At 60.0% G+C, this 12,565-nt stretch carries 11 protein-coding genes; 9 read left to right on the plus strand and 2 right to left on the minus strand.

Annotation, left to right across the window (positions count from 1 at the left end; all coding sequences use genetic code 11):
- The first annotated feature begins 197 nt into the window (after nt 1-197).
- Nucleotides 198-1,460 (plus strand): nitronate monooxygenase, encoded by a 1,263-nt coding sequence (locus tag AC1PPK_RS14315; protein ID WP_481113719.1) that lies wholly within the window; start codon nt 198-200, stop codon nt 1,458-1,460.
- Nucleotides 1,461-1,537: 77 nt separating this feature from the next.
- Here AC1PPK_RS14315 and AC1PPK_RS14320 read toward each other — a convergent pair whose 3' ends face one another.
- Complete coding sequence (locus AC1PPK_RS14320) at nt 1,538-2,533, minus strand: HpcH/HpaI aldolase/citrate lyase family protein (protein WP_481113720.1); 996 nt, start codon at nt 2,531-2,533, stop codon at nt 1,538-1,540.
- 114 nt (nt 2,534-2,647) lie between these two features.
- Nucleotides 2,648-3,640 carry a malate dehydrogenase gene (locus AC1PPK_RS14325; RefSeq protein WP_481113721.1) on the minus strand — a complete coding sequence of 331 codons (993 nt, stop codon included), beginning with the start codon at nt 3,638-3,640 and terminating at the stop codon, nt 2,648-2,650.
- Between the two features lie 224 nt (nt 3,641-3,864).
- Between AC1PPK_RS14325 and AC1PPK_RS14330 the strand changes: the two genes are divergently transcribed.
- The 8 genes from AC1PPK_RS14330 to AC1PPK_RS14365 all read left to right on the plus strand — a co-directional run bounded on the left by AC1PPK_RS14330 (nt 3,865) and on the right by AC1PPK_RS14365 (nt 12,545).
- Nucleotides 3,865-4,593, plus strand: coding sequence for a GntR family transcriptional regulator (locus AC1PPK_RS14330; RefSeq protein ID WP_481118226.1), 729 nt, complete (start codon nt 3,865-3,867; stop codon nt 4,591-4,593).
- Nucleotides 4,594-4,713: 120 nt separating this feature from the next.
- Nucleotides 4,714-5,103 carry a succinate dehydrogenase, cytochrome b556 subunit gene (gene sdhC / locus AC1PPK_RS14335; RefSeq protein WP_481113722.1) on the plus strand — a complete coding sequence of 130 codons (390 nt, stop codon included), beginning with the start codon at nt 4,714-4,716 and terminating at the stop codon, nt 5,101-5,103.
- Nucleotides 5,097-5,444, plus strand: a complete 348-nt coding sequence (gene sdhD / locus AC1PPK_RS14340) for a succinate dehydrogenase, hydrophobic membrane anchor protein (RefSeq protein WP_481113723.1) — start codon at nt 5,097-5,099, stop codon at nt 5,442-5,444. Before sdhC ends, sdhD begins: the two co-directional genes overlap by 7 nt.
- Nucleotides 5,445-7,238, plus strand: a complete 1,794-nt coding sequence (gene sdhA, locus AC1PPK_RS14345) for a succinate dehydrogenase flavoprotein subunit (RefSeq protein ID WP_481113724.1) — start codon at nt 5,445-5,447, stop codon at nt 7,236-7,238.
- A 19-nt stretch (nt 7,239-7,257) separates the two neighbouring features.
- On the plus strand, nt 7,258-7,971 hold the full coding sequence (locus tag AC1PPK_RS14350) for a succinate dehydrogenase iron-sulfur subunit (protein ID WP_079436769.1): 714 nt from the start codon (nt 7,258-7,260) through the stop codon (nt 7,969-7,971).
- On the plus strand, nt 7,968-8,204 hold the full coding sequence (locus AC1PPK_RS14355; protein WP_079436768.1) for a succinate dehydrogenase assembly factor 2: 237 nt from the start codon (nt 7,968-7,970) through the stop codon (nt 8,202-8,204). Before AC1PPK_RS14350 ends, AC1PPK_RS14355 begins: the two co-directional genes overlap by 4 nt.
- A 57-nt stretch (nt 8,205-8,261) precedes the next feature.
- Complete coding sequence (gene gltA / locus AC1PPK_RS14360) at nt 8,262-9,557, plus strand: citrate synthase (RefSeq protein ID WP_481113725.1); 1,296 nt, start codon at nt 8,262-8,264, stop codon at nt 9,555-9,557.
- A 162-nt stretch (nt 9,558-9,719) separates the two neighbouring features.
- The gene (locus AC1PPK_RS14365) at nt 9,720-12,545 is read left to right on the plus strand and encodes a 2-oxoglutarate dehydrogenase E1 component (protein WP_481113726.1); all 2,826 of its coding nucleotides are present in this window, start codon (nt 9,720-9,722) and stop codon (nt 12,543-12,545) included.
- The last annotated feature ends 20 nt before the right edge of the window (nt 12,546-12,565 follow it).

Here is a 12,565-nt window from a genome sequence, read left to right on the forward strand (position 1 = left end):
GGCAAGGTAACAAATTTGCCGCACTGCGGCGAGCCGTTCGTCGGTGAAAGGTGCTCGCAAGATGAATCTGAGTGACGCAGACACATTTTCCTTGATCTAAGTAGAGGCAAGGAGGCCGTGCAGTGGGATAATGATACGTTTAGCCGCGAACGGAACCATCTCCTCGTGGCGCGTCATGTCTGTCTGGAAGGGGTTTCATGAAACGAGTTGATGATTTCCGTCTGCGCTTTGGCAAGCAGGAGCTGGTGCCTATCGTGATCGGCGGTATGGGGGTGGACATCTCCACCGCGGATCTGGCGCTGGAGGCTGCACGCCTGGGCGGAATCGGTCACATCTCGGATGCAATGATCAAGACGGTTGCCGATCGTCGTTTCAATACCAAGTATGTAAAGGACAAGCTCCGGCAGTACAAGTACAACGTGGCCAATTCCGACAAGTCGGTCGTCCAGTTCGATCTTGGGCAACTGGCCGAGGCCACGATGCTGCATGTCGGCAAAACCATGGAGGCGAAGCGTGGGCCTGGTCTGGTCTTCGTGAACTGCATGGAAAAGCTGACAATGAACGCGCCGAAGGAAACCCTGCGCGTGCGTTTGACGGCGGCGCTGGATGCGGGTGCGGACGGCATCACCCTTGCCGCGGGCCTGCATCTTGGCTCCTTCGGTCTGATCGAGGATCATCCGCGCTTTCGGGATGCCAAGCTGGGCATCATCGTGTCGTCCCTTCGCGCCCTGCAGCTCTTTCTGCGCAAGAGCGCTCGTACGAACCGTCTGCCGGATTATGTCGTGGTGGAAGGGCCGCTGGCCGGCGGGCACCTGGGTTTCGGCATGGATTGGGCCAAGTATGACCTGGCGGTGATCGTGGCAGAGATTCGCGCGTGGCTGATCCAGGAGAAGCTCGAGATTCCGCTGATTCCTGCGGGTGGCATTTTCACGGGGAGCGATGCGGCGGTTTTTCTCGAGAATGGTGCGGGTGCGGTGCAGGTGGCGACGCGCTTTACTGTAACAAAAGAGTGCGGCTTGCCCGAGGATGTGCAGCAGCATTACTTCAAGGCCAGCGAAGAGGAAATTATCGTCAATCAAATTTCCCCCACCGGCTATCCGATGCGCATGCTAACCGGAAGTCCGGCCATCGGCTCTGGTATTCGTCCGAACTGCGAGGCCTACGGCTACTTGCTCGACAGCAGTGGCAATTGCTCGTACATCGATGCGTACAACAAGGAAGTGGCGCTGCATCCGGGGGTCAAGAAGATTTCGGTGATGGACAAGACCTGTTTGTGCACCCACATGCGCAACTTCGATGTCTGGACTTGTGGCCATTACACATATCGCTTGAAGGATACGTCGTACAAAAAGGCCGACGGCAATTACGAGATCCTTTCGGCCGAACACGTTTTTCACGATTATCAGTACAGCACCGATAATTCGATCCTGTTGCCTGAAAAGATGCAGGGTACGGAATAAGGAATAGGCCGGGCCGATTAGCTGCAGGTCTGGTGAGAATAAAAAATGGGGCGATTTTATCGCCCCATTTTTGTCTTTTATTCCTGGAAGAAGCGGATTGTCGCTTCTGCCGGAATTTTCATGCCGGTTGCGCGTGCGCGCTTCAGCAACTCCCAGTAATAGCGGTAGGAGGCGCGATCATGCAATTTGCCGGCATGCTGGATCGGGCCCCAATGCTTGTCCTGGGCGGCGAAGAGAATCTGGGATGCGTCCTCGACTTCGGAGAAATTCGGACGCATGGCCTCGACAATAGGCACGATCTGGTTGGGGTGAATGCTCCACATTCTCAGGTAGCCGAATTCCTGTCGGGCTCGCTCGGCGTCGCGGCGGATGTAGTCGAGATCCTTCAATTCGGTGGTGACGTTGTGGGAAGGGACGACGCCATTGGCGAGTGCGGCGGCAGCAATGTCGCATTTGGCACGGGCCACGAGGGGGTGGTCGAATTGGCCGGGGCTGCGCATCGCAGCGCCGGGAATCGCGCCGTGGTGGCCACTGACGAAGTCCATCAGGCCGAAGTCGAGGGATTCGACACGCTTGAGCGTGGCAATCTCCCACGCGTCGCGCAGGGCGCCGTGGGTCTCGATCAGCACATGGACCGGGATTTCCCGATTGATGCCATGGCGGACTTCCGCGTCATGGATCGCGTCGATCTGCCTGGCGGCGTCGGCCACGCTGCGTGGCTTGGGCAGGGTCAGGAATGCGAGGCGCGAACCAGCCTTGCCAACGAGAATGTCCACGTCCGCTTCCCAGTGGGGGTGGGTGATATCGTGGATGCGCGCGCCAATACGGTTGAATCGATTCTCGTCGGACATCACGATGCCGGCGGCCATGGCCGCGTGCTCGGCCTCCGCGCCGGCATGGGCACCGTCCTCGCAGTCGCAGGTGATGTCGAAGACAGGGCCGAGCTCTTGCTGAAGGCTCAATGCCTTGCGCATCAGCTTCTCGCTGCCGGCGTAATGATCGACTGCGGGCAGGATGGGGAAGGGGGTTTCGCCCTGGAACAGGACGAGATCGGGATGGGGCAGGGCGGACATGACGGATGTGATTGTTTGATTTGATCGGCCGGAGGGTAGCAAAAAAACGCATGAAAAAACGCGGGGACGTTTCCGTCCCCGCGTTTTCGTGAGTCTGAATTGCCGCGGCTTGAATTAGCCCAACAGATCCTTCACGCCGTCGCGCTCTTCAAGCAGTTCGTTGAGCGTGTTGTTCATACGATCGCGGGAGAATTCGTCGATTTCCAGGCCTTGGACGATCTTGTACTCGCCGTTCTCGGTGGTGACCGGGAAGCCGTAGATGATGCCTTCGGGGATGCCGTAGGAGCCGTCGGACGGGATGCCCATGGTGACCCATTCGCCATTGGAGCCGAGCCACCAATCGCGGATGTGGTCGATGGCTGCGTTGGCGGCTGAGGCGGCGGAGGAGAGGCCACGGGCTTCGATGATCGCAGCGCCACGCTTGCCAACGGTCGGCAGGAACACGTCGCGGTTCCAGGCTTCGTCGTTGATCAGATTTTTGACGTTGTCGCCATTGGCGGTCACGGCGCGGTAGTCGGCGTACATCGTGGGGGAGTGGTTGCCCCAGACGACAAGGTTCTTCAGGCTGGAAACTTCACGGCCGGACTTGGTGGCCAGTTGGGACAGGGCGCGGTTGTGATCCAGGCGCAGCATGCCGGTGAAGTTCTTGGCCTGAACGCGACCGTACTTGACGGCGATTTCCTTGGCAATGTAGGCGTTGGTGTTGCAGGGGTTGCCGACGACCAGCACCTTGACGTCCGGGGCGGCGTACTGGCCGATGGCGGCGCCTTGCACGGTGAAGATCTTGGCGTTCTCGGTCAGCAGGTCCTTGCGCTCCATTCCGGGGCCGCGCGGGCGGGCGCCGACGAGAAGGGCAACTTGTGCATCCTTGAAGGCGACATTCGGGTCGTCGGTAGCGATCACGCCGGCCAGCAGGGGGAATGCACAGTCTTCGAGCTCCATGATGACGCCCTTGACGGCTTTCTGGGCTTGCGGGAGGTCAAGCAGCTGGAGGATGACGGGCTGATCCTTGCCCAGCATTTCGCCACTGGCGATGCGGAACAGGAGGCTGTAGCCGATCTGGCCGGCGGCGCCGGTGACTGCGACACGAACGGGGGCTTTTGCCATTTATGAAACTCCCTCTAGTAAGAAGTGATTCGACACCATGCTGCAGACTCGCGCGGCCTCCCACAGGTCGTCGCGATGCGCAATCGAAGTTGTGATCAATGGGTGATCGCTCAACGTGTTAATCGTAGGTCCATTTGTGAAGACTGTCAATTCATGTCTTATGTCTTATATAAGATAGAAGACATGCCGTGGACTGTCTTCTAAAAGTGTGCTTCAATAACCCAATGCGACCCGAATCGCCCACCTTCAGCCCTCTGTATCGTCAGATCAAGAATCTGATGATCAACGCCTTGCAGTCCGCCGAATGGCGGCCGGGGCAGGCCATTCCCAGCGAGCAGGAACTTGCACTGCGATTTAATGTAAGTCAAGGGACTGTGCGAAAAGCCATTGATGAGATGGCTGCAGAGAACCTGCTTGTCCGCAAGCAGGGCAAAGGCACGTACGTCGCATCACATAATGATCCGCGCGCGCTGTTCAGGTTTTTGCGGCTCGTTCCCATGGATGGCGATCTGTCTCATCCGCACAGCATTCCGCTCGATTGCTGGAAGGCAAAGGCTGGGAATGAGGCGGCACGGATGCTCGGGATCGAACTTGGTGCGCCCGTCACCATTCTGCGACGTCTTCTGCGCTTTTCAGGAAAGCCGGTGGTGGTAGATGAAATCTATTTGCCCGGCGAGATCTTCCATGGGCTCACCATGGAAGTGCTTCAGGCGGCTCATGGATCGCTTTATGGTTTGTTTGAGGCGCGCTTTGGTGTGCGGATGATTCGCGCCGAGGAGCGGATCCGCGCCGTGGCCGCAGACCGGATGACAAGCGAAACGCTGGGTGTTGTTGAAGGCACTCCCTTGCTGTCCGTGGAGCGAGTGACTTACACGTATGGCGACCGTCCTGTCGAATGGCGGCGTGGGTTGTATTCGACGGCAGAACACTATTATCTGAACGAACTCAGTTAGGTTAATCAGGGTGAATTGATGGGCGAGCCCGTCCTGTCAATGCTGGGTAAGGGTATATACTTATAATTTTGTGTGGGAAAAGTGCGATTTCGCAATCGCAATAGTTAGAGGGAAAAATCTATGACAGAGGTGACTTTGAAAAAGCAGCGCCCGAAGCATCTGGCGTTGAACGAGATCAGGCTGCCCTTGCCTGGCAAGGTCTCGATCCTGCATCGTGTGAGTGGCGCAGGCCTGTTCCTGATGCTGCCCGTTCTGCTGTCGCTGTTCGGTAGCAGCGTCGGTTCGCCCGAATCCTTTGCTTCCTTCAAGGAAGTAGTGGACAACGTTTTCGTCAAACTCATTCTGTCTGGTCTGGTCTGGGCTTACCTACATCATTTCTGTGCCGGTATCCGTTTCCTGCTGCTGGACGTGCATGTTGGTGTCGATAAGCAATCCGCTGTTTCCAGCGCCCGGATCGTGCTGATTGTCAGCCTCGTCCTCACTGTCATTATGGTGTCCAAGCTATGGTAAAGCCCATCATCGTCGGCGCCCATTACGGTTTCCGTGATTGGCTCGCCCAGCGCATCACCGCGGTGGTGATGGCTATTTACACGGTTGTTCTCGCCGTTGTGGTGCTGTCCTCCTTCGATGGCTCTTATGAGAGCTGGCGTGGCGTGTTCAGTGGCGGTTTCATGCGGTTTGCGACCTTCCTGTTTTTCATGTCCCTGTTCTTCCATGCCTGGATCGGCGTGCGGGACATCTTCATGGACTACATCAAGCCGACCGGCATTCGTCTGACCCTGCATTCGGTCGTTGCTCTTCTGCTCATCGGCTATGCCGGTTGGGCTGCTCAGATTCTCTGGAGGCTGTAAGTGAAAGTCGCAAAGCGTACCTTTGATGCGGTGATCGTCGGCGCTGGTGGCGCCGGTCTGCGGGCCGCCCTGCAGCTCTCCGAAGCCGGTCTCAAGACCGCCGTTCTGACCAAGGTTTTCCCGACCCGCTCCCACACCGTGGCGGCGCAGGGCGGTGTGGCCGCCTCCCTTGGCAATTCGACCGAGGACAACTGGCACTGGCATATGTACGACACCGTCAAGGGGTCGGACTGGCTGGGCGACCAGGATGCCATTGAATTTATGGTCAAGAAGGCCAACGAAGTGGTCGTCGAGCTCGAGCACTACGGCATGCCTTTCGACCGTACCGACAACGGCAAGATCTACCAACGTCCGTTCGGCGGTCACTCGCAGAACTACGGTCAGACTCCGGTGTCCCGTTCCTGTGCGGCGGCTGACCGTACCGGCCACGCGATGCTGCACGCGCTGTACCAGCGCAACGTGCGCGCCAATACCCAGTTCTTCGTCGAATGGATGGCGATGGACCTGATCCGCAATGCGGATGGCGACGTGCTCGGCGTTACCGCCATGGAAATGGAAACCGGCGAAGTGTCGATCTTCCATGCCAAGGCCACCATCTTCGCGACTGGCGGTTCCGGCCGCATCTACTACAGCTCCACCAACGCCTTCATCAACACCGGAGACGGTGTCGGTATGGCGGCTCGTGCCGGCATTCCGCTGGAGGACATGGAGTTCTGGCAGTTCCACCCGACCGGTGTGGCCGGTGCTGGTGTGCTGATCACCGAAGGCGTGCGTGGTGAAGGCGGCATCCTGCGTAACTCGTCCGGCGAGCGCTTCATGGAGCGCTATGCGCCGAACCTGAAGGATCTGGCCTCCCGTGATGTGGTGTCCCGCTCGATGGTCACTGAGATCAACGAAGGCCGTGGCTGCGGTTCCGAAAAGGACCATGTGCTGCTCGACATCACCCACCTGTCGCCCGAAACGATCAACAAGCGTCTGCCCGGCATTCGCGAGATCTCGATCCAGTTCGCCGGTGTGGACCCGATCAAGGCCCCGATTCCCGTCGTGCCGACCTGCCACTACCAGATGGGCGGTATTCCGACCAACTACAAGGGCCAGGTCGTGGTGCCGAAGGATGGCAATCCGAACGTTCCGGTTGCCGGTTTCTACGCCGCCGGCGAATGTGCCTGCGCATCCGTGCACGGCGCTAACCGCCTGGGCACCAACTCGCTGCTCGACCTGCTGGTCTTCGGCAAGGCGGCCGGTGAAACCGTAGTGTCCGACTTCCAGTCCGGTCAGCTGACCCTCAAGCCGCTGCCCGAGAATGCAGCTGACGTGTCGCTGGCGCGTATCGCCCGTCTTGAGTCCCAGACCAATGGCGAAGAGGTCCACGAAGTTCGCCTCGCCATGCAGCGCACCATGCAGAAGCACGCCGGCGTGTTCCGTTTCGCCGACATGCTGAAGGAAGGCGTCACCAAGATTCTCGAGGTCGCCGAGCGTGCCAAGCACACCCAGATCAAGGACAAATCCAAGGTCTGGAACACCGCCCGTACCGAAGCCCTGGAACTCGACAACCTCATCGAAGTCGCCAAGGCCACGATGGTTTCCGCCGAAGCCCGCAAGGAATCCCGCGGTGCCCACGTGCGTGATGACGCGATCGATTGCGCCGAAACCCCGAATGGCCGCGACGACAAGAACTGGCTCAAGCACACGCTGTGGTACAGCGAAGGCAACCGTCTTGATTACAAGCCGGTCACCCTTCAGCCGATGTCGGCCGACGTCGAGCCGATCGCCCTTGCCAAGCGTACCTACTGAGCGTTCCGGAGAATAGAACATGAGCAGCAAGCGAACCGTACAGTTCAAGATTTACCGCTACGATCCGGACAAGGACGCCGCGCCGTACATGCAGGACATTTCCGTCGAGCTTGAAGAGTCCGACAAGAAGCTGCTGGACGCTCTGGTCCGCCTGAAGGCCAAGGACGACTCCCTGTCCTTCCGTCGTTCCTGCCGCGAAGGTGTGTGTGGCTCCGACGCCATGAACATCAATGGCAAGAACGGCCTGGCCTGCCTGACCAGCATGGACGACATCGCCCAGCCGATCACGCTGCGCCCGCTGCCCGGCCTGCCGGTCATTCGCGACGTGATCGTCGACATGACCCAGTTCTTCAAGCAATACCACTCGATCAAGCCGTACCTGATCAACAACGAGCCCGCTCCCGAGCGCGAGCGCCTGCAGTCGCCGGAAGACCGCGATGAACTCAACGGTCTGTACGAGTGCATCCTTTGCGCCTGCTGCTCCACGAGCTGCCCGTCGTTCTGGTGGAATCCGGACAAGTTCGTCGGTCCCGCCGGTCTGCTCGCGGCCTACCGCTTCCTGGCGGATACCCGTGACCAGGCAACCAGCGAGCGTCTGGACAACCTGGAAGACCCGTACCGTCTGTTCCGTTGCCATTCCATCATGAACTGCGTCGATGTCTGCCCGAAGCATCTGAACCCGACGAAGGCGATCGGGAAGATCAAAGACATGATGGTGCGTCGCGCGGTATGACGCTCAACCGGGGGCGTGTGCGCTGGCAGTGCCGTCGGGCTCTCCTTGAGCTCGATCTGGTGTTCACGCGCTTCCTTGAAAGGCACTTCGATCGTCTTACCGACGATCAGCTGGCCGATCTGGATGACCTCTTGCTCGTCGAAGACCATGACCTGTGGGCCATGGTCAACGGCAGCAAGCCGGTCACCAAGGAGCGCTGGCAGGAAATGGTGGACCTGCTCCGGGCCCGGTAGCCCGGTGGGTCTAGTCAATAGGGAGCTGGAGTTTCAACAGGGAAAAGGGATCAAAATATGACCACGCAACGTACTGCTACTCTGACCGTAGGTGAAAAGGCCGTAGATTTTCCGATCATGTCGGGAACCCATGGCAATGATGTGATCGACATTCGTACCCTGGGTGGTAAGACTGGGTATTTCACGTATGACTCCGGCTTCCTGTCCACGGCCAGCTGCCAGTCCAAGGTCACCTATATCGACGGTGACAAGGGCGAGCTGCTGTATCGCGGCTACCCGATCGAGCAACTGGCCGAGAACTGCAACTTCCTGGAAGTCACCTACCTGCTGAAGAACGGCGAGCTGCCGAACGCTACGCAAAAGGATGATTTCGAAAAGACCATCAAGGGCCACACGATGGTCCATGAGCAGCTGACCAAGTTCTATTCCGGCTTCCGCCGTGATGCTCACCCGATGGCCGTCATGACCGGTGTGGTCGGTGCCCTGTCCGCGTTCTACCACGACGCAATGGACTTTTCCGATTCCGAGCATCGCAACATCAGCTTCAACCGCCTGGTTGCCAAGATGCCGACCATCGTCGCGATGGCCTACAAGTACAGCACCGGCATGCCGTTCATGTATCCGGACAATGAGCTGGACTACACCGCCAACTTCATGCGCATGATGTTCGGCAACCCGTGCGAGAAGTACCAGCCGAACCCGGTTCTGGTCCGCGCGCTGGACATCATCTTCACGCTGCACGCCGACCACGAGCAGAACGCGTCCACCTCCACCGTCCGCCTGGCCGGCTCCTCCGGTGCCAACCCGTTCGCCTGTATCGCCGCCGGTATCGCCTGCCTGTGGGGCCCGGCGCACGGTGGCGCGAACGAAGCCTGCCTGCAGATGCTGGAAGAGATCGGCGACGTGTCCCGCGTTGGCGAGTACATCAAGCGCGCCAAGGACAAGAACGACTCCTTCAAGCTGATGGGCTTCGGTCACCGCGTCTACAAGAACTTCGACCCGCGCGCCAAGCTGATGGGCAAGGTCTGCGCCGACGTGCTCGGCGAACTGGGCCTCGAAAACGATCGCCTGTTCAAGCTGGCCAAGGAACTCGAAAAGATCGCCCTCGAAGACGAGTACTTCGTCGAGAAGAAGCTTTACCCGAACGTGGACTTCTACTCCGGCATCGTCCAGAAGGCGCTCGGCATTCCCACTGAAATGTTCACCTGCATCTTCGCGCTGGCCCGTACGGTCGGCTGGATGACCCAGTGGGAAGAAATGATTACCGATCCCGAGTACAAGATCGGTCGCCCGCGTCAGCTGTACATCGGCGCCGCTCGCCGCGACGTCGTCCCGCTGGCCCAGCGCGGCTAAGTTTGCCCGGAAGGGGAGGGGGAAACAGGGGAGCGAATGCGGGATGGTCGAAGCATCAGGCCATCCCGCTTCGTTTTTCTGAAGAAGTTAATCAAACAGGGATTTCTCCCCACCGAAAGCAAGTACCTTCAAAAAGACAAGATATAAGCCAGGTGGTCGCCCATGATGAAACAGCTTTTTGAGAGCTCCCAACTGTTCGGCAGCAATGCGCCGTTCGTTGAAGAGCTTTACGAGAACTATCTCGACAATCCGGATTCCGTCTCCGAGGAATGGCGGACGTATTTCGACTCGCTGCAGAATGTGCCCGGCAAGGGCCGCGACGTCGCCCACTACCCGATCATCAACGCCTTCGCTGACATGGCGAAGCGCGGTCCGGTCCGCACCGTCGTCGCGTCCGGCGTCGATCAGAAGCAGGTCAGTGTCCTGCAACTCATCAACGCCCATCGCTTCCTCGGCACCCGCTGGGCCCAGCTCGATCCGCTTAAGCGCACCGAGCGTCCCGAGATCCATGAACTCGAGCTGTCCCACTACGGCTTCACCGAGGCGGATCTCAACCAGACCTTCAACACTGGCTCCTTCCACGGCCTGCCTGGCGACCACGCCACCCTGCGCGAGATTCTCGACGCGGTGCGCCAGACCTACTGCGGAGCCATCGGCGCCGAGTACATGTACATCACCGACATCGGTGAGAAGCGCTGGATCCAGGCGCGCCTTGAGCCCACCAAGGGCCGTCCCGGTTACCAGGCCGAGCAGCAGCGCCGTATCCTTGAGCGCCTGACCGCCGCCGAGACCCTCGAACGCTACCTGCATACCAAGTACGTTGGTCAGAAGCGCTTCTCCCTCGAAGGCGGTGAGAGCACCATCGTCGCGATGGATGAGCTGATCCGCGTCGCCGGCGGCAAGGGCGTGCAGGAAATCGTCATTGGCATGGCCCACCGCGGCCGTCTGAACGTGCTGGTGAACACCCTCGGCAAGTCTCCGAGCATGCTGTTCTCCGAATTCGAAGGCAAGGCTGCGTCCGACCTGTCGGCCGGCGACGTGAAGTACCACATGGGCTTCTCCAGCGACGTCATGACCGCCGGCGGTCCGGTGCACCTGACCCTGGCCTTCAACCCGTCCCATCTGGAAATCGTCAATCCGGTGGTCGAGGGCTCCGTGTATGCCCGTCAGACCCGTCGTGGCGCCAAGGGCAAGGCCGAGGTCATCCCTGTCCTGATCCACGGTGACGCGGCCGTTGCCGGCCAGGGCGTCAACCAGGAAATGCTGAACTTCGCGCAGACCCGCGGCTACGGCACGGGCGGCACGATCCACATCGTGGTGAACAACCAGATCGGCTTCACCACCTCCGATCCGCGCGACTACCGTTCTTCGCTGTACTGCACCGACATCTTCAAGATGGGCGAGGCGCCGATCTTCCACGTCAATGGCGACGATCCGGAAGCCGTGGCCTTCGTGATGGGCCTGGCCGTCGAATACCGCCAGGAGTTCAAGAAGGACGTCGTCGTCGACATCGTGTGCTACCGGAAGCTGGGCCACAACGAGGCCGACGAGCCGATGGTTACCCAGCCGCTGATGTACAAGAAGATCGCCAAGCACCCCGGCACCCGCAAGCTCTACGCGGACAAGCTGGCCCAGCTGGGTATCGTCAAGGCCGACGAGCCGGAACAGTTCATCAAGGACTACCGCGCCGCCCTCGACAAGGGCGAGCTGCTGTCCAACCCCGTGCTGTCCGACTTCAAGCGTCAGTTCGCGCAGGACTGGGCGCCGTACGCCGGCAAGGCCTACACCGACCAGTGCGACACCACCGTGCCGACCGCCGAGCTCGAGCGTCTGGCTACCGCACTGACCACCACGCCGGAAGGCTTCGTGCTGCACCCTCGCGTGCAGAAGATCATCGACGACCGCAAGGCGATGGGCGCCGGCAAGCTGCCCTTCGACTGGGGCATGGCCGAGAACCTGGCCTACGCCAGCCTGGTAGTACAGGGCTTCGGCATCCGCCTGTCCGGTGAAGACGTCGGCCGCGGCACCTTCTTCCACCGCCACGCCGCGCTGCACGACCAGAATCGCGACCAGTGGCACGACGGCACCTTCTACCCGCTGCAGAACATCCGTGAAGGCCAGGGCCCGTTCTACTGCTACGACTCCGTGCTGTCCGAAGAAGCCGTGCTGGCCTTCGAATACGGTTACGCCTCGGCCGAGCCGAACCAGCTCGTGATCTGGGAAGCCCAGTTCGGCGACTTCGCCAACGGCGCCCAGGTGGTGATGGACCAGTTCATCAGCTCCGGCGAAGCCAAGTGGGGCCGTCAGTGCGGCCTCGTCATGATGCTGCCGCACGGCTATGAAGGCCAGGGCCCCGAGCACTCTTCCGCCCGTATCGAGCGCTACATGCAGCTGTGCGCCGAGATGAACATGGAAGTGTGCATCCCGTCCGGCCCGTCGCAGATCTTCCACCTGCTGCGCCGCCAGGCCCTGCGCAAGCTGCGCAAGCCGCTGGTGATCATCACGCCGAAGTCCCTGCTGCGCCACAAGGATGCGATCTCCTCCCTGGACGATCTGTCCAAGGGCACCTTCCAGACCGTCATCGGTGAAGTGGACGAGCTCGACGTCAATAAGGTCAAGCGTGTGGTGATCTGCTCCGGCAAGATCTACTACGAACTGCTGGCCCACCGTCGTGCCAACAACATCGACGACATCGCCCTGGTTCGCCTGGAACAGTTGTACCCGTTCCCGCGCGAAGCCTTCGCGGCCGAAGTGAACAAGTACCCCAACGCCAAGGAAGTCGTGTGGTGCCAGGAAGAGCCGCGCAACCAGGGCGTGTGGTACTGGCTGGCGTCCCGTCACCATCTGGACAGCGCCCTCGGCGACGAGCGCAAGTTCCTGCTGGTGGCCCGTCCGGCTGCCGCCTCGCCGGCCGTCGGTTATTACGCCAAGCACAACGCGCAACAAAAGGCAGTCATCGAAAATGCGTTTGGCGAAATCAACGCCTGATGCAAACGTCCACGCCGAAC

Source organism: Zoogloea sp. JDB1, from assembly GCF_056724025.1.

Bases quoted from the DNA above. Each gene is read 5' to 3' on its own strand.
- AC1PPK_RS14355 (WP_079436768.1), top strand. From the start codon at position 7,968: ATGACGCTCAACCGGGGGCGTGTGCGCTGGCAGTGCCGTCGGGCTCTC.
- AC1PPK_RS14325 (WP_481113721.1), bottom strand. From the start codon at position 3,640: ATGGCAAAAGCCCCCGTTCGTGTCGCAGTCACCGGCGCCGCCGGCCAG.
- AC1PPK_RS14365 (WP_481113726.1), top strand. From the start codon at position 9,720: ATGATGAAACAGCTTTTTGAGAGCTCCCAACTGTTCGGCAGCAATGCG.
- AC1PPK_RS14330 (WP_481118226.1), top strand. From the start codon at position 3,865: ATGCGACCCGAATCGCCCACCTTCAGCCCTCTGTATCGTCAGATCAAG.
- AC1PPK_RS14315 (WP_481113719.1), top strand. From the start codon at position 198: ATGAAACGAGTTGATGATTTCCGTCTGCGCTTTGGCAAGCAGGAGCTG.
- AC1PPK_RS14350 (WP_079436769.1), top strand. From the start codon at position 7,258: ATGAGCAGCAAGCGAACCGTACAGTTCAAGATTTACCGCTACGATCCG.
- gltA (WP_481113725.1), top strand. From the start codon at position 8,262: ATGACCACGCAACGTACTGCTACTCTGACCGTAGGTGAAAAGGCCGTA.
- AC1PPK_RS14320 (WP_481113720.1), bottom strand. From the start codon at position 2,533: ATGTCCGCCCTGCCCCATCCCGATCTCGTCCTGTTCCAGGGCGAAACC.
- sdhC (WP_481113722.1), top strand. From the start codon at position 4,714: ATGACAGAGGTGACTTTGAAAAAGCAGCGCCCGAAGCATCTGGCGTTG.
- sdhD (WP_481113723.1), top strand. From the start codon at position 5,097: ATGGTAAAGCCCATCATCGTCGGCGCCCATTACGGTTTCCGTGATTGG.